The organism is Flavobacterium sp. RSP15, assembly GCF_003968755.1.
In the GTDB taxonomy this organism is placed as follows: domain Bacteria; phylum Bacteroidota; class Bacteroidia; order Flavobacteriales; family Flavobacteriaceae; genus Flavobacterium.
This window is the reverse complement of sequence record NZ_RYDL01000008.1, coordinates 12,719-34,110: the sequence shown is the minus strand read 5'-3', so window position 1 is coordinate 34,110 and position 21,392 is coordinate 12,719. Positions and strand designations below refer to the sequence as shown.

The 21,392-nt window shown below is 35.8% G+C and carries 25 protein-coding genes and 1 tRNA gene; 12 read left to right on the top strand and 14 right to left on the bottom strand.

Going from position 1 to position 21,392, the window contains the following annotated elements:
* Positions 1-201: 201 nt before the first annotated feature.
* The 3 genes from EKM00_RS09890 to msrB form a co-directional block, all read right to left on the bottom strand.
* Positions 202-1,509 carry an amidohydrolase gene (locus EKM00_RS09890; RefSeq protein WP_126453497.1) on the bottom strand — a complete coding sequence of 436 codons (1,308 nt, stop codon included), beginning with the start codon at positions 1,507-1,509 and terminating at the stop codon, positions 202-204.
* Positions 1,510-1,720: 211 nt separating this feature from the next.
* Positions 1,721-2,335: a peptide-methionine (S)-S-oxide reductase MsrA gene (msrA, locus tag EKM00_RS09885; protein WP_126516056.1), complete on the bottom strand. Its 615-nt coding sequence runs from the start codon at positions 2,333-2,335 to the stop codon at positions 1,721-1,723.
* Between the two features lies 1 nt (position 2,336).
* Entirely contained in the window at positions 2,337-2,897 is a 561-nt protein-coding gene (gene msrB / locus EKM00_RS09880; protein WP_126516055.1) for a peptide-methionine (R)-S-oxide reductase MsrB, read from the bottom strand.
* A gap of 288 nt (positions 2,898-3,185) precedes the next feature.
* Here msrB and idi point away from each other — a divergent pair, with 288 nt between their 5' ends.
* The 6 genes from idi to EKM00_RS09850 all read left to right on the top strand — a co-directional run bounded on the left by idi (position 3,186) and on the right by EKM00_RS09850 (position 6,222).
* Positions 3,186-3,746: an isopentenyl-diphosphate Delta-isomerase gene (gene idi / locus EKM00_RS09875; protein WP_126453503.1), complete on the top strand. Its 561-nt coding sequence runs from the start codon at positions 3,186-3,188 to the stop codon at positions 3,744-3,746.
* 12 nt (positions 3,747-3,758) lie between these two features.
* Positions 3,759-4,169, top strand: a complete 411-nt coding sequence (locus tag EKM00_RS09870) for a 6-pyruvoyl trahydropterin synthase family protein (RefSeq protein ID WP_126453505.1) — start codon at positions 3,759-3,761, stop codon at positions 4,167-4,169.
* Positions 4,169-4,624, top strand: a complete 456-nt coding sequence (locus EKM00_RS09865; RefSeq protein ID WP_126516054.1) for a peroxiredoxin — start codon at positions 4,169-4,171, stop codon at positions 4,622-4,624. Before EKM00_RS09870 ends, EKM00_RS09865 begins: the two co-directional genes overlap by 1 nt.
* Positions 4,625-4,772: 148 nt before the next feature.
* Complete coding sequence (locus EKM00_RS09860) at positions 4,773-5,735, top strand: type I phosphomannose isomerase catalytic subunit (protein WP_126516053.1); 963 nt, start codon at positions 4,773-4,775, stop codon at positions 5,733-5,735.
* Between the two features lie 68 nt (positions 5,736-5,803).
* On the top strand, positions 5,804-6,070 hold the full coding sequence (locus EKM00_RS09855) for a hypothetical protein (RefSeq protein ID WP_126453511.1): 267 nt from the start codon (positions 5,804-5,806) through the stop codon (positions 6,068-6,070).
* Positions 6,071-6,148: 78 nt separating this feature from the next.
* Positions 6,149-6,222, top strand: a tRNA-Thr gene (locus tag EKM00_RS09850).
* A 97-nt stretch (positions 6,223-6,319) separates the two neighbouring features.
* On the opposite strand, the gene EKM00_RS09845 is transcribed toward EKM00_RS09850, so the two are convergent.
* The 11 genes from EKM00_RS09845 to EKM00_RS09795 form a co-directional block, all read right to left on the bottom strand.
* Positions 6,320-7,030 (bottom strand): DUF4369 domain-containing protein, encoded by a 711-nt coding sequence (locus EKM00_RS09845; protein ID WP_126516052.1) that lies wholly within the window; start codon positions 7,028-7,030, stop codon positions 6,320-6,322.
* Between the two features lie 213 nt (positions 7,031-7,243).
* On the bottom strand, positions 7,244-9,112 hold the full coding sequence (locus EKM00_RS09840; RefSeq protein WP_126516051.1) for a M61 family metallopeptidase: 1,869 nt from the start codon (positions 9,110-9,112) through the stop codon (positions 7,244-7,246).
* A 54-nt stretch (positions 9,113-9,166) separates the two neighbouring features.
* Positions 9,167-10,114 (bottom strand): alpha/beta hydrolase, encoded by a 948-nt coding sequence (locus EKM00_RS09835; protein ID WP_126516050.1) that lies wholly within the window; start codon positions 10,112-10,114, stop codon positions 9,167-9,169.
* Position 10,115: 1 nt separating this feature from the next.
* On the bottom strand, positions 10,116-10,460 hold the full coding sequence (locus tag EKM00_RS09830; protein ID WP_126462104.1) for a hypothetical protein: 345 nt from the start codon (positions 10,458-10,460) through the stop codon (positions 10,116-10,118).
* Between the two features lie 62 nt (positions 10,461-10,522).
* Positions 10,523-10,801 carry a DUF2805 domain-containing protein gene (locus EKM00_RS09825; protein ID WP_126453521.1) on the bottom strand — a complete coding sequence of 93 codons (279 nt, stop codon included), beginning with the start codon at positions 10,799-10,801 and terminating at the stop codon, positions 10,523-10,525.
* Between the two features lie 109 nt (positions 10,802-10,910).
* A complete protein-coding gene (locus EKM00_RS09820) occupies positions 10,911-11,738 on the bottom strand; it encodes a sterol desaturase family protein (protein WP_126516049.1) in 828 nt (275 codons plus the stop codon).
* Positions 11,739-11,783: 45 nt separating this feature from the next.
* The gene (locus EKM00_RS09815; RefSeq protein ID WP_126516048.1) at positions 11,784-12,392 is read right to left on the bottom strand and encodes an alpha-ketoglutarate-dependent dioxygenase AlkB family protein; all 609 of its coding nucleotides are present in this window, start codon (positions 12,390-12,392) and stop codon (positions 11,784-11,786) included.
* Between the two features lie 4 nt (positions 12,393-12,396).
* Positions 12,397-12,750 (bottom strand): DoxX family protein, encoded by a 354-nt coding sequence (locus tag EKM00_RS09810; protein WP_126462116.1) that lies wholly within the window; start codon positions 12,748-12,750, stop codon positions 12,397-12,399.
* 68 nt (positions 12,751-12,818) lie between these two features.
* Positions 12,819-13,715, bottom strand: a complete 897-nt coding sequence (locus tag EKM00_RS09805; protein ID WP_126516047.1) for a DMT family transporter — start codon at positions 13,713-13,715, stop codon at positions 12,819-12,821.
* Positions 13,716-13,824: 109 nt separating this feature from the next.
* Positions 13,825-13,971 carry a DUF2721 domain-containing protein gene (locus EKM00_RS09800; RefSeq protein ID WP_126516046.1) on the bottom strand — a complete coding sequence of 49 codons (147 nt, stop codon included), beginning with the start codon at positions 13,969-13,971 and terminating at the stop codon, positions 13,825-13,827.
* Between the two features lie 99 nt (positions 13,972-14,070).
* Positions 14,071-14,991, bottom strand: a complete 921-nt coding sequence (locus tag EKM00_RS09795; protein WP_126453533.1) for a LysR family transcriptional regulator — start codon at positions 14,989-14,991, stop codon at positions 14,071-14,073.
* A gap of 90 nt (positions 14,992-15,081) precedes the next feature.
* Between EKM00_RS09795 and EKM00_RS09790 the strand changes: the two genes are divergently transcribed.
* From EKM00_RS09790 to EKM00_RS09765, 6 genes are all read left to right on the top strand, one after another.
* A complete protein-coding gene (locus tag EKM00_RS09790) occupies positions 15,082-16,518 on the top strand; it encodes an NADP-dependent isocitrate dehydrogenase (protein WP_126516045.1) in 1,437 nt (478 codons plus the stop codon).
* Between the two features lie 300 nt (positions 16,519-16,818).
* Entirely contained in the window at positions 16,819-17,121 is a 303-nt protein-coding gene (locus EKM00_RS09785; RefSeq protein WP_126453537.1) for a hypothetical protein, read from the top strand.
* On the top strand, positions 17,114-17,950 hold the full coding sequence (locus EKM00_RS09780) for a DUF6671 family protein (RefSeq protein ID WP_126516044.1): 837 nt from the start codon (positions 17,114-17,116) through the stop codon (positions 17,948-17,950). Before EKM00_RS09785 ends, EKM00_RS09780 begins: the two co-directional genes overlap by 8 nt.
* Before the next feature lie 3 nt (positions 17,951-17,953).
* Positions 17,954-18,913: an L-threonylcarbamoyladenylate synthase gene (locus EKM00_RS09775; protein WP_126516043.1), complete on the top strand. Its 960-nt coding sequence runs from the start codon at positions 17,954-17,956 to the stop codon at positions 18,911-18,913.
* Positions 18,914-18,916: 3 nt separating this feature from the next.
* Entirely contained in the window at positions 18,917-20,269 is a 1,353-nt protein-coding gene (locus EKM00_RS09770) for a dihydroorotase (RefSeq protein ID WP_126516042.1), read from the top strand.
* 35 nt (positions 20,270-20,304) lie between these two features.
* On the top strand, positions 20,305-21,270 hold the full coding sequence (locus EKM00_RS09765; RefSeq protein WP_126516041.1) for a sodium-dependent bicarbonate transport family permease: 966 nt from the start codon (positions 20,305-20,307) through the stop codon (positions 21,268-21,270).
* Positions 21,271-21,392: the final 122 nt, after the last annotated feature.

Sequence of the window (21,392 nt, the reverse complement as noted above, 5' to 3'; positions counted from 1 at the left end):
ATATGTTTAGTGTCCTTGATAAAATCAACTTTTAAGATATAGACGTAAATTTACTAAAAATCGTTAAAAACATGGATTAAATTGCTTTAATTCAATATTTTGAATATTATTTTTTTGAATCATACAAAGGTGTAAAAAAACCGAAAATCTCTTTTCGGTTGTAGTTTTAAAAACTTTTTAAATGTCTATTCAAGTACTGATTTATTTTTCAGCATTCATTTCCATATAATCTATAGTTAGGTCGGACATCGCTTTCATTCCTAATACAAAACTACCCTCGTCGATATAAAAATCGGGAGTATGATGTGAGGCTGTTTCGGCAGGATTTTTGCCTTTTGGCATTCCACCCAGGAAAAAGAAAAGTCCGGGAACTTTATCTTGATAGTACGAAAAATCTTCGGCTCCAGTTGCTGCAGGAGTCAATACTACATTGTTTTTTCCCGCTACAGTTTCTAATGTAGGGAGCATTTTTTCAGTCAATATAGGATCGTTATAGGTAATCAGGGTTTGTTTAGTGATGCTTACCTCGGCAGTAGCTCCAGCACTTTCTGCAATATTGGTGGTAATTTGTTTCAATCTGTTGTGGATCATTTCCTGAACTTGTTTGTCTAGGGTCCGAATCGTTCCTGCCATTTCAAGTTCTTCCGGAATAATATTACTTCTTACGCCAGATGTAATTTTTCCAACACTAACCACAGCCGCGGACTCCGTTAAATCTACATTGCGACTCACAATAGTTTGTAATCCCAATATTATTTGGGACGCCGTAACAATAGGATCTACGGATTGCCATGGGCTGGCTCCGTGTGATTGTTTTCCTTTTATTTTTATCTTGAACCAGTCTGAGGAAGCCATCGCTCCTTTTGGACGGTAATTGATTTTGCCGACTTCGGTGTCTGCGCTGATATGTAACCCAAAAATCACATCTACTTTTGGATTTTCCAGAACACCTTCTTTTACCATTAGTGCAGCTCCACCTTCTTCACCATCGGGAGCGCCTTCCTCAGCAGGTTGGAAAATGAATTTAACCGTTCCTTTTAATTCACTTTTGATAGCGGCCAGAATTTCAGCAGTTCCCATCAGCATGGCTATATGCGAATCATGTCCGCAAGCATGCATGACACCTACTTCCTGACCGTTGTATTCTCCCATTGCTTTTGATGCAAAAGGAATGGCAACTCTTTCTGTTACAGGCAAGGCATCCATATCTGCCCTAAGTGCTACAACCGGACCGGGTTTTCCGCCTTTTAAAATTCCCACCACGCCAGTTTTTGCCACACCAGTTTGTACTTCCATGCCCAAAGAACGCAAATGTATTGCTATTTTTTCGGCAGTTTTAAATTCTCGATTGCCTAATTCAGGGTTTTGGTGAAAGTCTCTCCGCCAGGCACTGACTTTAGATTCTAAGGAGGCTGCTTTTTTGGCAACCGTGGCTTTAAGAACGGAATTTTGTGCAGTAGCAAAAAAGGAGAAGGAGCATAAGCCAGCAAAAAGAATAATTTTTTTCATTAGTTGGTAGTGTAAAATTTGGTTGCTAAACAGCCTTTATTTTAGTTAAAAACACAGCTGTTTCGATTCTAAAGAAGGTCAGTTAGAAACAAATATAGCAAAATTATTTCGTCTGGCATTAATTTTAAATAGGGGTGTAAAGTGTCTTTTTTTTGAGTAGGATATAAAAAAACCGTCTTGTTATTTCAAACAAGACGGTATTCTTACGCTTTTATTTTTGTTTTTTCAATCGGTTTTTAAAAAGCTTTTCGAATTTCTCCATTTTAGGTTGAATTACCATTTGACAATAGGGTTGGTTCTTATTGTTGGCGTAGTAATTTTGATGGTAATCTTCTGCTTTGTAAAATTTAGTCAACGGTTCTAGTGTTGTTACTATCGGACTATCATAAATCTTGGCCTTTTTCATTGCGTTGATTATCGTTTGCGCTGATTTTTTTTGTGCTTCATTTTTATAAAAAATGGCGGAACGGTATTGTGTTCCTACATCGGCACCTTGCCGGTTAAGTGTCGTTGGGTCATGTACCGTAAAAAAGACTTTGAAAATCTCATCTAGATTCGTGACGTTTTTATCATAGGTAATTTTCACCACTTCTGCATAACCCGATCTTCCAGTTGACACATCTTCATAGGTAGGATTGCTATTTTTGCCGCCTGCATATCCTGAGATTACCGATTGTACTCCAATGAGATTCTCATAAACGGCCTCAACACACCAGTAACATCCACCAGCTACAGTAATGGATTCAAGATTGGATTGCTTTGGTGTTTGACCTTTCGCAAACAGGCTACTGATCGTTAAAACACACACTAAAAATAATTTTTTCATGTTATTTGGTGTCAGGTATAAAGTCAAGTGCGATTGAATTCATGCAGTATCTTTTTTTGGTTGGTTCCGGCCCGTCATCAAAAAGATGACCTAAATGACCATCACATCTTCCGCAGAGCGCTTCAGTTCTTTCCATTCCTAGTGAATTATCGGTTTTATAAACCACACTTTTTTTATTGTCTTGTTCGAAAAAGCTTGGCCAGCCGCAAGTGCTGGAAAATTTGGCGCCGGAACGAAATAATTTGTTGCCACAGGCGGCACAATAATAGGTGCCCTTGTCATCTGTATTCCAGAATTTTCCTGTGAAAGGTCTTTCCGTATCCGCATTACGAGTTACTTCATAGACATCTTTGGGTAAAACTTTTTTCCATTCGGCATCACTTATTTCGAGTTTTGCAGTATTCGTGTTAGAGTAATATGGGTTTCCAGGTTTTTCAATTGTGTTTTTCATTGTGACAGTTTTTTTTATAGGATCTTGTTTCTTTGTTGTTTGCGCAGAAGCAGTGAAGGTGAATAAAGAGATTAAAAATAATACACTTAAGAATTTGTTTTTTGTTTTCATCTTTTTTTTATTTACATTACAAATGTAAAGCGGTTTTTGTTTTAAAATGTCGGTTACTTTGTAATTGAATTTTTTTTATTTATATTTTTGATTCCTCTGTATTTACGAAAAAAATAGCCTTTTAGTTTTGCGGATATTACCCAGACTAAAGTGTAAATTAGAAGATTAATACTTAAAATATAAAATTAGAATATTAGGGTATTCAACACTCGTTAAACTTTTCACAAATTCAAAAACGGCACAGATACCCGTTCTTTTTTTGTATTTTTGACCTAATTATAAAGCCACATGTTAGAAGAAAATGTAATCTTAGTTAATGAAAATGATGAGCAGTTAGGGCTGATGCCTAAGCTTGAAGCGCATGAAAAAGCAGTTCTGCATCGTGCCTTTTCAGTTTTTGTTCTAAACAGTACGAATGAAATCATGCTGCAGCAGCGGGCAGGTCAAAAATACCATTCCCCGTTATTGTGGACTAATACATGTTGCAGTCATCAACGCGATGGAGAAACAAATATTCAGGCGGGAAACCGACGGTTATTTGAGGAGATGGGTTTTAAAACGGAACTTAAAGAACTTTTTCATTTTATTTACAAAGCACCGTTTGATAATGGCTTGACGGAGCATGAACTCGATCATGTGATGATTGGCTATTATAACGACGCACCGGTCATCAATCCGGAGGAAGTGGAAGACTGGAAATGGATGAAAATTGAGGATGTAAAAATGGATATGGAATTGCAGCCGGCCTTGTATACCGTTTGGTTCAAAATAATTTTTGACGAGTTTTATTATTTTCTGGAAGAACATAAAAGCCCTTTGTCTCTGAACTCGAGCACAGATAACCCTTAATTTATACGTTTTATGAAAGTGACTATTTCACGAAAAGCCCATTTCAATGCGGCTCACAGATTGCACAGGAAAGATTGGACTTTTGAACAAAATGATGCCGTTTTTGGCAAGTGCAACAATCCAAATTTCCACGGGCATAACTATGAACTGATAGTAAGTGTGACTGGGGAAATTGATCCGGAAACAGGTTATGTAATGGATGTAAAATTTCTAAGTGATATCATTAAAGAGGATGTTGAGCATCAGTTTGATCATAAAAATTTGAACTTGGATGTACCGGAGTTTCAGGATTTGAATCCAACAGCTGAAAATATTGTAGTAGTCATTTGGAATAAAATTAGAAAAAGAATCAAGGCAGAGTTTGAATTAGAAGTGGTTTTATACGAAACACCTCGGAATTTTGTAACTTATAAAGGAGAATAATGGAGCTAAAAGTAGGAGATACTATTCCCCATTTCATGGCGAAAGACACCAATGGAACTGATTTTGACAGTGCAAACGTAGTAGGCAGAAAACCACTTGTAATTTATTTTTATCCTAAAGATAATTCGCCTGGATGTACTGCGCAAGCCTGTAGTTTTAGGGATCAATACGAAGATTTTAAGGATTTGGGTGCAGAAGTGATAGGGATTAGCAGCGATAGCGTTGCCTCACATCAAAAATTCAGCAAACAATTCAAACTGCCTTTTATTCTCTTGTCCGATACTGATAAAAAAATAAGAAAACTTTTTGGGGTTCCCTCTGGTATGTTCGGGTTGCTTCCGGGACGAGTAACTTACGTAACGGATAAAAACGGAGTAATACAAATGATTTTTGACAGTGTTCTAGCAACGAAACATATTCCTAAAGCACTTGCTGCCATTAAAAAATTAGTATAATCAATTACAAAATGTGATTTGTTACTTTTCTGATTGGAATTAATTTATACTTTTTTCGGTAGTTTAACGGACTCCTGTAAATGGAAATCTATTTTTGTGTAAAACAATATTGATTTGTTTACATTTGGGATTCAAAAAAAATAGTTACATGACATTTTATCCCTTACAGTTTAAACCCATTTTGAAAGAAAGAATCTGGGGTGGTGAAAAATTAAAAACAATACTTAACAAACCCATTGCCTCAACGCATATTGGCGAAAGTTGGGAGTTATCAACTGTAGCAGGAGACGTTAGTGTTGTGGCTCACGGAGATTGGAGAGGCAGTGCATTGACAGATATTATTAATGAGTTTCCTGAGGAAATCCTAGGAACAGCAGTTTATAATCGCTTTGGAAAGCAATTTCCGTTGCTTTTTAAATATTTAGATGCCCGTCAAGATTTGTCTATTCAAGTACATCCTAATGATGCCTTAGCAAAAAAACGCCACAATTCTTTTGGTAAAACAGAGATGTGGTATGTCATGCAAGCAGATGATGACGCCCGAATTATTGTAGGTTTCAAAGAAAAGTCGAATCCCGAAGCCTATTTAGAAAACCTAAAAAATAAAACCCTGCTCTCTGTTCTGGACGATATAAAAGTACAAGCAGGAGATGTTTTCTTCCTAGAAACCGGTACTGTTCACGCTATTGGCGCTGGGTTAATGGTGGCCGAGATTCAACAAACTTCGGATATTACGTATCGATTGTATGATTTTGACCGAGTAGACACGAATGGGGATACCAGAGAATTGCATGTGGATTTGGCATTGGAAGCGATCAATTACAATACAGTTGAAACCAAAAAAGAATACTCTAAGAATAGCAATGAGTCTAATCCAGTGGTTGATTGCCCTTACTTTACCACTAACATTATCCTCCTAGATGGAGCTATTGCAGTTTCTAAATCTGGAGAAAGCTTTACCGTATATATGTGTGTCGAAGGAGCATTTGAAATAGAATTTGACAATTCAAAACTAGAATATAAAAAGGGAGACACTGTTTTGATTCCTGCTGCCATGCATGCATTCATTATCAATGGAAAAGCTTCAATTTTAGAAATTTACATTTCATAGTCGGTAATAGAAAGATTATGTGTACTTTTGCAGACGCAAATTAAAATTCAAATTTTAAAAAAATAAAAATGGCAAACATTAAGAATTTAAAAAAAGACATCAACTACGTTTTAGGAGATATTATTGAAGCAGTTTACTTGTTCGAAATTTCTACAACAGGAAAACCAACGACAGAAACAAATGCTTTAATTGACGAAGCGATTGCTGCTTTTGACACTTTAATCACAAAAGTAAATGTTAAAAAAGTAGAAAATAAAAAAGCACACTTCAAACAAATTAATGTTGAATTGGAACAAACTGCTAATCAATTGATTGCTAAAATCAACGAATTGTAGTCAAAAAAAAAGCAAAAAAAGTTTGAATTTGTTTTGGAAAACAGAAATTCAGACCTATATTTGCATCCGTAATGAGTCGCCAGCGTAGCTCAGTTGGCTAGAGCAGCTGATTTGTAATCAGCAGGTCGTGGGTTCGAGTCCCTCCGCCGGCTCTTTGACAAAACCATCCCGTCTTAAGCGGGATGGTTTTTTGTTTTATAGAACATGACAATTGATTCCTGTTTTAAGTACTTCTCTTAATTTGTATGATTATTGCTGTTTTTTGATTGTTGCTACATACTCTGTTAATTGCTTTCCATAAAGAGATTTTGCCACTTTGGGAGACATTGATTTTTGAATCGTATCTAAGTATTTTATGTTGATGTCGTAAATCTGGGATAAGGCTATATAAGGCGCCACTTCGTAGTCTCTGTTGTTTAGAGCGAAATTTGTGGCAAATAAGTATTTTCTTTTCAAGTTAGAATCTTGTTTTGCTCCTATGCTATCAATGGTTTTTATGTTTTGACTTTTTACTGCATTGAATTTTTTTTCTATTAAAGTAAGACTTTCATCGGTGAAGCGGCTATTTATTTTTTTAAATTCTTCAAATATTTCATTGTTTTTAGAACCTGTAATTGTAACATCAGATAAGTAGCGATCTAAACTGGTTTCAATAGTTATTTTTCCCGGCTCAGCAAAGAAAGGCAGGTTGTTGTCCATGGAATTACTGACGCCTCTGTCTAGAAACAAGTACAGCATTTCAGGTGATTTTAGATCTAAGTGACTTTCAAAAACGGCGCTTCCATCAATATGAATCGTGTCAATTGCAACCAGCATCGTATCAACGACTCTTTGGATGTATAAAGTTCCTTTTTTTAATCCTTTAATATTTCCGGTAATGTGTACATTCCCCCCAGGTTCCTCCTTATTACAGGACGATAAAAGGATTAAAGTGATAAATGCTAGAATAGTTTTTTTCATGTGAAGTTAAAATTTGTTTTTTAGGACATGGCATCGTCATTTTTTATGATTTATCCTGATATCTCGGGATAGAATCTTGGCGATTTGATTAGTGTTTAGATTTTGGCGCAAAATAAAGAAAATTGTTGGAATGATTTTGCTAACACATTCAAATTTATCAAAAAAAATCTCAATTTATTTCTAAATTGAGATGTTCCTCATTAAATTATGAATTTAAGCTTTTAACCAGGCTTCTTTTAAAGTGGTTTTGGATGCATCAGTGGCTTTAAGACCTTCTTTTTCTTCGTAAGGAAGTGTAACTTTTCCTTTGATTATTTGTTCTTTTCCGTCTCGTTTTATCTTAAAAGTGATTGTATCGTTCTCTTTCCAGTTTTGACTTTCGGAAATCATTTCATAAATATTGTCTAACGAATAAGGTTTTTCATTTATAGAGATGATGATGTCGCCTCCTTTTAGCTCTAAATTGGTATAAAAATCGTTTAGTTCTATAGTTGGAATTACGATAATTTCCTTTGTTTGTTGGTTCACGGTTATGTACGGGGATTGTCCTTTTAAGAACACATTACCAGGTACTTTTGCCATAGCTTTTGTGATGCCTACTTTAGCTAAGTACGTTTCATACGGTATTGGTGTTGGTCCGGAAACATAAGTTGTTAAAAAAGTCCCTACTTCAGGGTAGGTAAATGAAGTTATTTTTGCAAAAAGGTCCTTGTCATTAAACGGTTTTGAAGCGCCATATTCATTTGATAACTTTTGCATCAAATCAAGAATTCCTCTTTCTCCGTTGCTTTTTTCTCTGATAATGATATCCAGACACATTCCAATAAGAGCTCCTTTTTCATATACGTTCAAGTATTGGGCTTTGTAAGGTTCAGTCAACACATTTGCGCTCATCGTTGTGAAAGGCATCGTGTCATTCATTGCATTTGCGTGTGCAATTTTTTCAGACATACGCGTATAAAATTCCTCTTCTGTAATTAATCCTTGATTAATCTGAAAAAGATTGGCAAAATATTCCGTCACCCCTTCGTACAGCCATAAATGTTCTGACATTTTAGGCGTGTTGTAATCAAAATAGTGAATTTCTTTAGAATGAATGGTTAAAGGAGTTACGATATGAAAAAATTCATGCGAAACTACATCTTTCATTGATTGTACCAATTCTTCTTTTGGCATCATTTCCGGTAAAACCACTGTAGTGGCTGTAGGGTGTTCTAAGGCTCCAAATCCCTTTGCATCAGTATCTTTCATGCTTGATAAATACAACAAGACGGTATATTTTTTGGTAGCGTTTATTTTTCCTAAAAATGTTTTTTGAGCAGTCATCATGGTTTTCATCTGTGGAGTAATACTTTCAGCAGTTACTTTTCCGGTAGGCGAAAAAACACTGATCAATATTTCCATACCGTCTACAGTAAAAGTAGTGTAGTCCGGTTTAGCATACATAATTGGATTTTCAACTAATTGAGCATAACGAGCTGTTGTAAATACATCATTTGTAGTACTTGCGTCTTGATCTGTCATGGAAGTTGCTCCCCAAAGTGTTTCCGGATGGGCTATATTTACCGTATAAGCAAGGTCTTTTTTGTCTTGAAAATAGCCCACAAAGCCATGCATGTTTAGCATGAAATTGACTCCTGCGTCTATATTTGTTCCGGCAGGAGAGAAAATATCATTCTTGCCAAAGCCGCTTCCCTTTTCAGTATCAAATGTGTCGTTAACCCAATAGGTTATTTTAGTGACAGTTTTGGCATTCTTGATATTCCAGGTGTTGTCATCCGTTTTGTTAACCGGAAGTATATTGCCCTTACTGTCAAAAGCTTTTAGATCTTCAATGTATTTTCCATAATCATCAATAGAGTAGGTGCCAGGGACAATTTTAGGAATACTGTAAGTGACTTCATCAGTGCTAATTTTTGGTGCGGTAATCGTAACCATTACTTTGTCCTCTTTAACGTCATTTAAGTTGATTGCTACGTGTACTACTTCGGTTATTGATTTTGAAACATTTGCTGAAGTGCCAACAGTTTTACAGCTCCAAAGAAGAGTAGCAAATGCTATTGCAAAAAATATTTTTTTCATTTGTATTGTTTTTGTTTATTGTATAGGTCTTTTACAAGTGGGAATTGTTACCCCTTATAACGATTTTATAAAGCCAGTTATTGCTGTCACCACTTTTGGAGCAATGGGTAAGTCCGGATTAGAATAGGATTTCATATTTACAGAATCATCTCCATTTATCTCTTTGAAAATATGATTCATTTTCTCGATCAGAACTAGCTCTGCTTCCGGTTTGGCTTTTTTTAACAGTTCTGCTTCAGCAACTGACACCTGTAAATCAGCAGTTCCGTTGAGCAGTAGTACAGGTATTTTTAACTTTACAATTTCACTTTGCGGATTGTATTTTATCCATGAAATCATGTACGGCTGAATGCTTGCTCTAAAAAGGGCGGCTAACATGGGGTTTCTTAACTCGAAAGTTTCCCCATTTTTAAGAATGTTCAGGTTTTTCTGAACTTCCTCTTTGAGGTAAGGGGCTTGCTTTGCTATTTGTTCCACCAGAACGGCATCAATCGTTCTTCCGGCTCCAGCCAATGAAATAAAAGCATCCGCTTTGCCATTGGCAGCAATCATTCCTATTAAGGAACCTTCGCTGTGTCCTGCAATTATTATTTTGTTGTACTTTTTTTGATTTTTAAAAAATAGCAAAACGGTGGTTGCGTCAGTGATGAAATCATCAAAAGTAAGGGTAGCTTCATTTACCGTTCCATTCTTCATTTGAGCAAGGATTCTTTTATCATAGCTAAAGACGGCAATATCATTTTTAGTTAATTCTTCGGATAAATATTTCAGGGAATTATTGGGGAGTCCTTTTTGATTGCCGTCCCTGTCTGTAGGGCCTGAACCTGCAATAAGGATGACAAGATTCGTCTTTTTGTTTTGTTTTAAAGGAGAGTACAACGACCCATTTAACAATGGATTTATAGTAACTTCATCCTTATTAAAAGATTGAATTGCTGTTTCTGTTTGTGAATGGCAGAGTATTGAACACAAGGACAGGAGTACAAGTAGTGATTTTTTCATTTTATTTCGCATTTAATTCGTTTATTGTTTCTTCCGGATTTTCGACTTCAATAATTAGTTTATTGTAATAGGAATCTTTGAGTTCAACAATAATTGCATTTTTTTTATTGCAAACGTCCCAAAAGTTGCGTTTTCCTTTTTTGATATAAGTGCCAGCAGTTATGACCCATGGTAATTGGGTGCCTGGCATTTTCCAGCCGATCCAAAATGTAAATTCATCGTTGCTTTGATACGCTCGGATTATTTTATCTTTCGGTACACGAATCTTATTTTCGAAAGCCCAAAATGTATGACTTCCTAGAATATCAAAAATAAATTCGTTTTCGTTTGATGTTACTGAAACCATAAATGTATGAGTTGAGACTGCTATTTTAAAAACAAAAACTCCCGAATATCAGGAGTTTTATTTTAATCTAGTTTGTTTTTTATGTAATATTTACCGTCTAAGTCTTCGTCAAAATCATCCACTTTAATGGGTTTTGGTTTTGGTTTATTTGCGGTAGCTTTCTTTTTCCACATTTCAAATTTTTCTGCCGGCAACTTCTTCTTCATTATCTCCAGGATCTCTTTTTCGGCCAGACCAAATTCTTTTTTAATGATTTCAAAAGGATTTTTTTCTTCTAAAGCCATTGTAACAAGTTTTTCTGTTTGCTCCCAGTTCAATTCTTTGCGGTTACTCTTTTTCATCACGTGAAAATTAATTCAAATAGGTGTTAATGATTATTAAATTAAATTTTTTAATTTCATTCAATATTAAGGAAAATTATAATTACTTTTTCTCAAAAGATGATTTTTTTTAATTTTTTTTCTTTAATGGCTGTTTTTGAAACGGTATTTTCAATAAATTCTTTAATGCATTGTGTTCCTCAGGATTGGGATGGGTATCAATTCCGTAAATAATTTCTTCTTTTGGAAGTGTCATAAATGTGCCAAATAACCGATCCCAGATTGAAAATATATTGCCATAATTACTATCCGTATAAGGCAAAACATGATGGTGGTGTACTTTGTGCATGTCTGGCGATACGATAAAATAGCTCATAATAGTATCTATTTTTTTAGGAAGTGAAATGTTAGCATGATTGAATTGCGTGGCTACAACAGATAATGTTTGGTAAAGGAAAACCATCCACATTGGGCTTCCAATGATTAAAACACCCAAAGCGGTAAATGTAAATCGGATCACACTTTCTCCCGGATGGTGTCTATTGGCGGTTGTGGTGTCAATCCAGGTGTCTGTATGATGAACCAAATGAAAACGCCACAGGAACTTGGTTTTATGTTCCACTAGATGCACCAGATAAGCGCCTATTAAATCCAATAAAAGCAATCCAATAAGGGCGTAAAGCCATAGCGGCATTTCAGGAAGCCATTGTAAAATTCCAAAATTTGTAGCAATTGTCCAGTCAGCCGCTTTTAATAAAATAAAAGCCAGGCAAAAATTGACAGCAATAGTCGTGAAGGTCATAAAAATATTGATGCCGGCGTGATACCATTTTTTATAGGTGAAGTTAAAAAGCGGAAAAGCATTTTCGATCAGCCAGAAAAAAGTGATTCCGCCCACAAGAATTAAACTTCGGTGAGAAGATGGAATGGTAGAAAAATAAGTAATGATATCATTCATAATTTAGATATTTATTCCAAATTTAATAATTTTTTATGAAAGTAATTATTTGATTACCCGGAAAGTGCCATTTATTCTGGGGCCAATAGGTTTTGTGGTTTTTGGAATCTGGTGTTTCCAGAAATGTTGTGTGGTTCCTTTCATCAGCAGTAAACTTCCATGTTCCAATAGGATGCTTTTTTTTAGGTCTTTGTCTAAATTATGTTTGAGTTGAAAGGTTCGTTGGGCTCCAAAACTCAATGATGCAATTATGGGATTGATTCCTAATTCTTTTTCGTTGTCAGCATGCCAGCCGTTGCTGTCTTTTCCGTCGCGATATTGGTTGAGTAAGACGGTTGTAAAAGTAGTATCATCACTTTTTTCGACTTGAGATTTTAGCTTTTGCAAAAGCAAATTCCAAGGATGTGGCTGCATCGTTATATTCGAATACGAGTAAGGTTTTCCTTCGTTTCCAAATAAAGCCGTCAAACGAGGCTGCGGATGAATTTTCCCGAATACGCGAATATCGTCTTGTTGCCAAGGAATATCTTGCATTAATTCGGCAAAAATAATATCGGCTTGTTCTTGGTCAAAAAATTGAGGATAGTAGATGATCTCCGCATCTGGCAAGTCAATAAATACGGGTTCTGATGTGGATTCGAAAAGTGATTTCACGAGATTAAGTATATTGGTACGCCCAGTAAATTAAAAATAATTGTAGTGGCATTCGCAATAGTAAGGCCCATTTTGGCAGACCCATTCTTGCTTTTTCATCAAAATACATATACAAATGTGTTGGGAAAATAGCAATCAACAAAGCGATCACCCCCCAAGCGGCGTAGTTGGAGAGTAACGGAATACAAAGCGAAATTCCCAGAAATATTTCTGCTAAACCACTGATGTAATTTAATAATTTTGGATTTGGAAAGTACGAAGGAATGATTTTTAAGTACAGTCTGGGATTCCTGAAATGGTTTAATCCTGCGATAAAGTAGACGAAAGCCATTACATATAAATGCCAAGGTAAATTCATAGTAAAGTTATTTAGTACGAATTTATAAAATTTTTATTAAAATCAATACAAATGGATTGAAACTGCAATTAGGAGGTTCGCTTCAGGTTTACATTCATTATGATAATTGCTAAAATAATTAAAATAATGCCAAGCCATTGGATCAGGTTTACCTGCTCATTCAATAATAGATATGCCATGAGTACCGATACGGGAAGTTCCAGTGCCGAAACAATACTTCCCAGTCCGATTCCAGTCAGCGGGAAACCGGCATTCAATAATAAAGGTGGAATTATGGTTCCGAAAAGGGCTAAAATGATTCCCCATTTTATAAAAATTTCAAAGTTAAAAGGAGTGTTTTGTGTCGAAATTGCAAAAAAGGTCACGATGACAGCACCTCCCAACAACATGAATAAACTGCGTTGTGCCGAGGAAATATGAGTTGCCACACGATTAGCGGTAAACATTGTTGTAGTAAAAGAAGCTGCTGCTAAAAGCCCTAAAGCAATACCGCGCCAGTCTAAAACGATACTATTCTCGAAGACATTGGTAGCAAGGATAGTTCCGGTTAAGACAATAAATACGGAACCTATTTTTTGAGTAGAAGGAATTTTTTTTTCTAAAATCATTTCGAATAATACACCCATCCAGACGGTTTGCATCAATAAAACAATCGCAATAGAAACAGGAATGTATTTTACTGCCAAATAATAAAAGATACTCGTAAATCCTAAAGAAGTTCCGGCAAGCATCAGCTGAGTGATGTTTTTTTGGGATGCTTTTATAACGGTTTTTCCTTTCTTAGCTTTTTGAAACATATTGATCAGCAGCATTCCCATGATTCCATATACAAATTGGGCAACGGTAACTTCGGGTGTAGTGTAGCCTTGACCGTAGGCTATCTTTACAAAAGTAGCCAGCATTCCGTAACTCGTTGCGCCGAGACCAACTAAGAAAACTCCTTTTAAGACACTATTTTTTATCATTTTTTTAATTTTAAAAAGCGGACAAAGATAGGGTTTTGTTCCTAGTTATAAGGTGTAAATTGGTAGATAATATCAGAGTCAACCATAAATTCAGGTTTTTGATTTCCAATTAAATTACATCATTTTGCTTTTCGTGGAAGGTTTTTTTTAATCCTCTTATGATTGTAGCATTAGCCAAAAACCTGTTGGGATACGCCAATAAAATCAACGAAGTTGCGCTAAAAAGTAATGCTGGAGTTTCTATTTGTAAAATCATAATTTAATAGAATCATTGTAAAGGCAAATATTGCTAATCTTTTGATGCATTTTAGTATTGCAATGAATAAGAGGAGTTTTCCTTTACTGACTTAAATTTTTAAAGTGTAATCCAGTTAAAGGTTTGTTCGATGATTCTAGTTTTTTCTTTTTGAATAAATTTTAAATAGGCATCGGCTACAGGTGAAAACTTTTTGCCTTTTAACCAAATTAAATTCCAGTTGGATTGAATAGGCAAGCCTTTTACCGGAATAATTTGTAGGTCTCCATTATTAAGCTCGTTTTTTATACCAATTAAAGGCATGATCGAGCATCCAAGTCCAGCCAGTACGGCTTGTTTTACCGCTTCATTTCCGGTCAGCACCATTTTTTTTGAAACTGTTAATTGATTCTGTTCTATAAATTTTTCCATCACATATCTTGTTCCTGATCCTTGCTCGCGATAGATGATGGGTAAGGTTTCTATGATTTTTTTTTCTTGAATTCCTTTTCCCATTTTTTGATCACTATTAGCAACTAGGAAAAGGGAATTAGGCATAAGCTCCACTTTCTCGATTTGCAGGGTTTCTGGTAACACGGAAACCAGAGAAAAATCTACTTCATTTCTTTCTAAGTTTTTCAACACTTTAGTTTTATTGGTCACATCCAGAATCAATTCGACACCTTGATTTTGTTTCAAAAAATCAGATAAAAAATAGGGAATTACATATTTCCCGGTTGATACGACAGAAATTTTTAATCGTCCTGTCAGTTGTCCCTTGAATGCCATTGTTTTATAATTGATTGCATGCACTTCATTTAGAATTTTTTCTGCAGCCATGGCGATTTCTTTGCCAAAATCAGTAACAAACAGCTTTCTTCCGATTACTTCTGTTAACGGTACATCAAATTGATCTTGAAAATTTTTTAATTGAATGGATACTGCGGGTTGTGTAAGGTGCAGTTCCATTGCGGCTTTAGTGATGCTTTTATTTTGGGTAATTTTTAAAAAGACATGCAGCTGGTGTAGTGTATAATTCATAAATAATTTTTATGTTTTGTATTACAAATATAAATAAAAATATATGGATAGCCGGTTTTACTTTTGTAAAAAAAAAACAAACAAAAAGATATGCAAAGAATAACAATAGCAAAAGGAGACGGAATAGGACCTGAAATAATGGATGCTACTTTGAAAATTATTAAGGCAGCGGGCGCACAAATCGAATTCGATGAAATTGAAGTAGGTGAAAAAGTGTATTTAAAAGGCAATACCTCCGGAATTGAAAAGTCATCTTGGGATTCTATAATAAACAATAGAATATTTCTCAAAGCTCCAATTACTACTCCGCAAGGTGGTGGTTATAAAAGCTTGAATGTTACCACTAGAAAATTCTTAGGATTATATTCTAATGTTAGACCATGTATGAGTTTGCACCCTTTTGTGGAAACAAAACATCCAAAAATGGATATTGTCATTGTTCGTGAAAATGAAGAAGATTTATATGCGGGAATAGAACATCAGCAAACGGATGAAGTTGTGCAGTGTTTGAAAATCATTAGTCGTCCAGGCTGTGAAAAAATTGTCCGCTATGCTTTTGAATATGCCAAACAGTATGGAAGAAAGAAGGTAACTTGTTTCACAAAAGACAACATCATGAAGCAGACGGACGGATTATTCCATGAAGTGTTTGATGAGTTAGCGAAAGAGTATCCTGAAATTGAAAACGAGCACTGGATTATAGATATTGGTGCTGCAAAAATGAGCGATACACCAGAGAATTTTGATGTTATTGTAACCTTAAATTTATACGGTGACGTGATTTCTGATATCGCTGCACAAATTGCCGGTTCTGTGGGGCTGGCAGGCTCAGCAAATATTGGAGAAGAATGTGCAATGTTTGAAGCAATTCACGGATCTGCACCCAGAAGAGCCGGACAAAATGTTGCGAATCCGTCGGGATTATTACAAGGAGCAGTAATGATGCTGAATCATATTGGGCAAAACGAAGTGGCTAGTAAAGTACAAAATGCATGGCTGAAAACGCTTGAAGACGGAATACATACCTATGATATCTTCAAAGAAGGCGTAAGCACTGCAAAAGTAGGGACTTCAGAATTTGCCGACGCAGTAATCCTAAATTTAGGGCAAAAACCAAAACAGCTTCCTGCTGTAGATTATAAAAATGTTCAAGCCTTAGATCTCCCGAAATATAAGAGAAGACCAGCTGCAAAAAAAGAATTGGTAGGTCACGATGTATTTGTGCATTGGAATGGAACCGATCCTAATTCGCTAGCCGAAATTCTAAAAAATATAGGGACTGAAAATCTAAAACTGAATATGATTTCCAATAGAGGAATCAAAGTTTGGCCCGAAGGATTTAAACAAACCTTTTGTACAGATCACTGGAGATGCCGTTTCAAAGTTGAGGATGGAGTACTAGTTAACAAAGAGGAGATCATTGGATTATTGCAGCAATGCATCGACCATAATATCGATAGCATCAAAACTGAAAATTTATATAAATTTGACGGGAAAATGGCTTTTTCATTGGGTCAAGGACAGTAAGAAATGCGTTAACTTCTCCTTTATTTAATTGGTACTCTTTCACTAAATGTGCTGTTTCCTTTAAAGAATTTAATAAGGTGAGTCATTCCTAACACGCTCCAGTAAGTAGTAAAAAAATTAGTCCCTATGAAAAATAAAAATAAAAAAATTAGTTTGGTCTTTGGAATAGTTTGGTTGATTGGTGGAATACTATTGACAATCGTAGCACCTAATAACTTATTTTTCACACTGTTTCTAGGTTTGGGAATATTTTTCACGATCTACACATTACAAAAAAATAAAATTTCATTATAAAGTATTATGGAAAAAGAATATCAGTTTAAGTTAGTTGAAGGTCAGTTTGCACCATCAGAAGCAGGAAAAGTACTGTTTTCTTTGATAAACAGTAAGATAAATTACCATAATTTGGAAATATTTAGTAATCAGATCCGTTTTGATGAAGAGAATCCGCATTCAAAAATAAGGGTTAAGACTCTTTTAGACGCCTCTGAATACATCAAGGAACTCATCAAAGAAGCGTCGTCAAAGGATTTGGAACTGAAAATTGACAGTGTAATTCAAATTGTACTGTGTCCTAAAGTAAAAACTGAATTGAATGTTTGAGGGTAGACAATTACTCATTGCCACCAAGCATCACAAAGAAAAAGTGATTGCTCCAATTTTTGAAAAAGGATTAGGTGTTCACTGTTTTGTTCCTGAAAGTTATGATTCGGATATTTTCGGCACTTTTTCAGGTGAAGTGGAGCGGAAAAACACGGCAGTTGAAACCGTCAGAGCTAAATGTTTGGCGGCAATGGAAGAATTTGACTGCGATTTGGCTATTGCCAGCGAAGGCTCTTTTGGTTCACATCCTTCCATCTTTTTTGCTCAGTCCGATGATGAGTTTTTAATTTTTATCGATAAAAAAAACGACTTAGAAATCATTGCCAGAGAACTCAGTTTGAAAACTAATTTTCATGGAGAAAATATTTCTAGTAAAGAAATGCTCTTGGATTTTGCAAATAAGATTCAATTTCCTGCCCATGCCATAATTTTGCGAAGCAAGCCTGATGATCTAACAACACTAGTTAAAGGGATTACCACAAAAAGTGAATTGGAAGATACTTTTCAGCACCTTGTGAACAAATATGGAAGTGTTTATGCTGAAACTGATATGCGTGCGCTGTACAACCCCACTCGTATGGGTGTGATAAAAGTAGCGGCGCAAAAATTATTGGAAACTATAAAAACGGAATGCCCAAGCTGTAAAGCACCGGGTTATTGTGTGATAGATGCGAAACAGGGCTTGCCTTGTTCATGGTGTTCAGCGCCCACACGATCTACCTTGAGTTTTATTTATAGTTGTAAAAAGTGTTGTTTTAGTTCCGAAAAAATGTATCCCCATCAAAAAATAACCGAAGAACCAGGATTCTGCGATTCCTGTAATCCATAAGATATGAGTGTAATCAGTAGTTCGATTCCAAAAGCTGTTGCGCTTTTAAATCAGGAGCAAACCATAGGAATTCCTACCGAAACGGTTTATGGTTTAGCCGCCAATATTTACAGCTCAAAGGCGGTAGAGCGTATATTTTCGATTAAAAAACGTCCGTTTTTTAATCCGTTAATTGTTCATATAAAATCGGCAACTGTCCTTTCTGAAATAGCGAGAGACATTCCTGAAAAAGCGAACTTGTTAGCAAAAGCTTTCTGGCCGGGACCTTTAACTTTGGTTTTAAAAAAGCAAATTTCCATTCCGGATTTGGTTACCGGTGGTAAAGATACCGTAGCGATCAGAGTTCCAAATCACCCAGTAGCCTTAGCCCTGCTGAATCAGTTAGCCTATCCTCTAGCGGCTCCGAGTGCTAATCCGTTTGGCTCTCTTAGTCCCACTACAGCAATACATGTTGCTGACTATTTTGAAGAGGTGTTACCAATGGTTTTGGATGGTGGAGCTTGTCAAAGGGGAATAGAGTCAACAATCATCGGATTTGAAAATGGGGAGCCTATTTTATATCGCTTGGGTTCTTTGGCTGTAGAGGATATTGAAGCAATTGTTGGGGTGGTAAAAATGATTACCCATGATGATATTGCTCCAGCGGCACCAGGCATGTTTTCTAAGCACTATGCTCCTTCGACGACGACTTTTTTGACAGCTGATGTGACGGAGAAGCTAAAAATGTTTCCGAATCAAAAAATTGGAGTTTTAGTCTTTCAAAAAGGGATTGATGATCCCAAAATTGCAGTACAGGAAATTTTATCACCCACAGGCAATTTAGCAGAAGCTGCTTCAAAATTGTATGCTGCTTTGCATCGATTAGATGAGCTTGAACTTGACTTCATTATAGCCGAACGATTTCCAGATGTGGGTTTAGGCAAAACGATAAACGATCGATTAGAAAGAGCTACTAAAAAATAAGATATGGATACTATTATCAGAAATGCAAAAGTGGTCAATGAAGGACAAATACTCGAATTAGATCTTTTGATTTCAGGGGTAAGAATTGAAAAGATAGCACCATCAATTGTACTAAATCCCGAAAAAAAATATATTGAAATTGATGCGACAGGACTTTATTTGCTTCCGGGAGTCATTGATGATCAAGTTCATTTTAGAGATCCAGGACTAACTCATAAAGGCACCCTTTTTACGGAATCTATAGCTGCTGTTGCCGGTGGCATCACTTCTTTTATGGACATGCCAAACACGATTCCTAATACGCTGACTCAGGAATTATTAGAAGAAAAGTACCGGATGGCCGCTGAAAAATCAATAGCTAATTATTCTTTTTTTATGGGGATTTCTAAAAATAATTTGGAAGAAGCATTAAAAACAGATACTGAAAATGTATGTGGGATTACGGATGATGGTCTTTATTTTAATAATGACGAAGGTATTTTGGCAAATTATCCAGACTTTTTAGAGCAATTGTTTTCAAGAACGGATACGCTTGTAGCTTTGCACAGCGAAGATGACGCAATTATAAAAGCAAATACCCAGAAGTTTCAACTGCAGTACGGGGATGATATTCCTTTTTTTTATCATTCCCTGATTCGGGATGAGCAGGCTTGCTTAAGTGCTACGCAACGAGTACTAAAAATTGCTGAAAAATACCATACTCGCTTGCATCTCTTTCATATTTCAACTTTGGCGGAAGCCAAATTATTTGATAATCATACACCGATCAGAGAAAAACGAATCACAGCCGAGGCATGTGTACATCATCTTTGGTTTTCGGATGCCGATTATGAAAGACTGGGCTCCAAGATCAAATGGAATCCCTCTATAAAAACAGAGCAAGATAGAAAAGGTTTACTGCAGTATTTGCTCAATAATTCAATAGATATTATTGCAACGGATCATGCTCCTCATACTGTTGCCGAAAAAGCAGGGAATTATTTTCAGGCGCATTCCGGCGGACCATTAGTACAACATGCTCTTTTAGCAATGTTAGAATTATTTTATCGTGGTGAAATTCCGTTGGAGAAAGTAGTGGAGAAAATGAGCCATAATGTAGCCGAAATTTACAGAATAAAAGAACGAGGCTATATACGGGAGGGCTATTTTGCCGATTTAGTTTTAGTCGATTTAAATAAAAAACAGGAAGTAACTCCAGACTCTCTTTTATATAAATGCAAATGGTCTCCTTTTGTAGGACAGGTTTTTAAAAGCAGCATCAGTTCAACTTTTGTTAATGGAAATTTGGTGTATGAAAAAGGACTTGTGAAGACAGATATAAAAGGAAAAAGATTGCGATTTGAAAAGATAAGATAATCAAAATGTATAAAATAATTTAAAATAATTAAAATATGAATCTTAGTTTATTACTGGATAATTTAACTAATCCTGCCTTGTTGTTTTTTGTGTTGGGAATTATCGCCGTCTATGTCAAAAGTGATTTAGAAATTCCGGAGAATACCTCTAAATTTATATCGTTGTACCTTCTTTTTTCCATTGGTTTTAAAGGTGGACAGGAATTAGCTCACAGTCACTTTACTATAGAGATACTTTGGTCGATCGTTTTTGGAGTTTTGATTGCGGTATTAATTCCATTATATACTTTTTTTATTTTAAAGAAAAAGTTTAGTATTGAGAATTCGGGCGCCATAGCCGCCGCTTATGGATCTGTGAGTGCAGTTACTTTTGTAACGGCTATTTCTTTTTTAGAAATTCAAAGTTACAATTTTAGCGGCCACATGGTTGCTGTTATGGCGCTGATGGAAGCTCCGGCAATCATTATCGGAGTGATTTTGATCCGATTATTTAGTAAGGAAAAAGTTCAAAAAACGAAGATGACCACAATTATCAAACATTCATTTACTAATGGAAGCGTGCTCTTGATTCTAGGTAGTTTGGTTATTGGGTTTTTGGCCAGTGAGCAACAGGCTTTAGGAATTAAGCCGTTTACTACTGATATTTTCAAAGGGTTTTTGGCTTTATTTTTACTAGACATGGGAATTGTTAGTGGACGAAAATTAAATGATTTTTTCAAAAGTGGCTGGTTTAGCGTCTTTTTTGCTATTGTTTTCCCATTGATCAACGGGTGTATTGTTGCTTTCTTAAGTCAATTCGTTACCGATGATGTTGGGAATCGTTTTATTTTTGCTGTCTTAGCGGCCAGTGCTTCTTATATTGCGGTTCCGGCAGCAATGAAAATAGCCGTTCCAAAGGCGAATCCAGGAATATTTTTACCCATGGCTTTGGCAGTAACGTTTCCTTTTAACATTACTTTTGGGATGCCCATTTATTTTTCAATTGTATTGTGTCACCTTTAGACAGTTGCTTTGACCAATGTAGTAGCACTTATTAATTGTTTCAAAAACTATTGGTAATAACATGAATGTTCTTTACAGAGAATCGTTAGCGCAGTTTTGTAAACTGTGGCCATTTCAATTGG

Coding starts and splice junctions, on each gene's coding strand:
- EKM00_RS09800 (WP_126516046.1), bottom strand. CDS start 13,971: ATGATTTTACAAATAGAAACTCCAGCATTACTTTTTAGCGCAACTTCG.
- idi (WP_126453503.1), top strand. CDS start 3,186: ATGTTAGAAGAAAATGTAATCTTAGTTAATGAAAATGATGAGCAGTTA.
- EKM00_RS09810 (WP_126462116.1), bottom strand. CDS start 12,750: ATGAATTTACCTTGGCATTTATATGTAATGGCTTTCGTCTACTTTATC.
- EKM00_RS09770 (WP_126516042.1), top strand. CDS start 18,917: ATGGATACTATTATCAGAAATGCAAAAGTGGTCAATGAAGGACAAATA.
- EKM00_RS09775 (WP_126516043.1), top strand. CDS start 17,954: ATGAGTGTAATCAGTAGTTCGATTCCAAAAGCTGTTGCGCTTTTAAAT.
- EKM00_RS09825 (WP_126453521.1), bottom strand. CDS start 10,801: ATGAAAAAGAGTAACCGCAAAGAATTGAACTGGGAGCAAACAGAAAAA.
- EKM00_RS09805 (WP_126516047.1), bottom strand. CDS start 13,715: ATGATAAAAAATAGTGTCTTAAAAGGAGTTTTCTTAGTTGGTCTCGGC.
- msrB (WP_126516055.1), bottom strand. CDS start 2,897: ATGAAAACAAAAAACAAATTCTTAAGTGTATTATTTTTAATCTCTTTA.
- EKM00_RS09860 (WP_126516053.1), top strand. CDS start 4,773: ATGACATTTTATCCCTTACAGTTTAAACCCATTTTGAAAGAAAGAATC.
- EKM00_RS09820 (WP_126516049.1), bottom strand. CDS start 11,738: ATGAATGATATCATTACTTATTTTTCTACCATTCCATCTTCTCACCGA.
- EKM00_RS09835 (WP_126516050.1), bottom strand. CDS start 10,114: ATGAAAAAATCACTACTTGTACTCCTGTCCTTGTGTTCAATACTCTGC.
- EKM00_RS09870 (WP_126453505.1), top strand. CDS start 3,759: ATGAAAGTGACTATTTCACGAAAAGCCCATTTCAATGCGGCTCACAGA.
- EKM00_RS09785 (WP_126453537.1), top strand. CDS start 16,819: ATGGAAAAAGAATATCAGTTTAAGTTAGTTGAAGGTCAGTTTGCACCA.
- EKM00_RS09790 (WP_126516045.1), top strand. CDS start 15,082: ATGCAAAGAATAACAATAGCAAAAGGAGACGGAATAGGACCTGAAATA.
- EKM00_RS09890 (WP_126453497.1), bottom strand. CDS start 1,509: ATGAAAAAAATTATTCTTTTTGCTGGCTTATGCTCCTTCTCCTTTTTT.
- EKM00_RS09795 (WP_126453533.1), bottom strand. CDS start 14,991: ATGAATTATACACTACACCAGCTGCATGTCTTTTTAAAAATTACCCAA.
- EKM00_RS09780 (WP_126516044.1), top strand. CDS start 17,114: ATGTTTGAGGGTAGACAATTACTCATTGCCACCAAGCATCACAAAGAA.
- EKM00_RS09765 (WP_126516041.1), top strand. CDS start 20,305: ATGAATCTTAGTTTATTACTGGATAATTTAACTAATCCTGCCTTGTTG.
- EKM00_RS09865 (WP_126516054.1), top strand. CDS start 4,169: ATGGAGCTAAAAGTAGGAGATACTATTCCCCATTTCATGGCGAAAGAC.
- EKM00_RS09840 (WP_126516051.1), bottom strand. CDS start 9,112: ATGAAAAAAATATTTTTTGCAATAGCATTTGCTACTCTTCTTTGGAGC.
- msrA (WP_126516056.1), bottom strand. CDS start 2,335: ATGAAAAAATTATTTTTAGTGTGTGTTTTAACGATCAGTAGCCTGTTT.
- EKM00_RS09845 (WP_126516052.1), bottom strand. CDS start 7,030: ATGAAAAAAACTATTCTAGCATTTATCACTTTAATCCTTTTATCGTCC.
- EKM00_RS09830 (WP_126462104.1), bottom strand. CDS start 10,460: ATGGTTTCAGTAACATCAAACGAAAACGAATTTATTTTTGATATTCTA.
- EKM00_RS09855 (WP_126453511.1), top strand. CDS start 5,804: ATGGCAAACATTAAGAATTTAAAAAAAGACATCAACTACGTTTTAGGA.